The organism is Candidatus Nanopusillus massiliensis (assembly GCF_920984865.1).
The window spans coordinates 603,739-604,422 of record NZ_OV100765.1; positions in this window are offsets into that span (position 1 = coordinate 603,739).

The following is a 684-nucleotide window of genomic DNA, read 5'->3' on the forward strand; positions in this document are numbered from 1 at the left end:
AAAGAGCAGAGAACANNNTTTTTCTGCTATATTAAATATTTCAAAAGATAAAACTTTAATATATATTTCACATAATTTAGCGGAAGTATTAAATATGGATAGAGTTATTGTTATAGAAGACGGAAAAATTGTTGAAGAAGGAAAAACCTGNTGATTTAATTAAGAAAAAGGGAAAATTCTATGAATTATTTAAAAATCAAATAGAAAATTTAGAAAAAATAGAAAATGTTAATCAAAAATCAGAATTACTCAATTTAAATATAATAAAAGATAAAAATATAATAATAGAACCTTCTAATAAACCTACCACAGTAAATATTATATATAATGGTAAAAAACATGAAAACCTTATGCCAAAACTTTTATTCCCAATATCAAATCCAAAATTTGTAGGATTTTACGATGATAATTTCAATGAAATATTTTTATTAGAAGATTATAAATTTTAGACAAAGATTCTAAAAAAATATTAGAAAATGCAATAAAATATAATTCTATAATATATAAAATAGAAAAAATAAAGAAGATAGATATTGAAGGAGGATCTANNNNATGAAATGCTCTTATAAATAATAAAGAATTGGAGATAAAAATAATTTCTCCAGAAAATCTTTTTATTTTTGAAGATAAGGTTTTATTTATTGATGAAAATGGTAACCTATATCAAATAATATTAAAAGATTT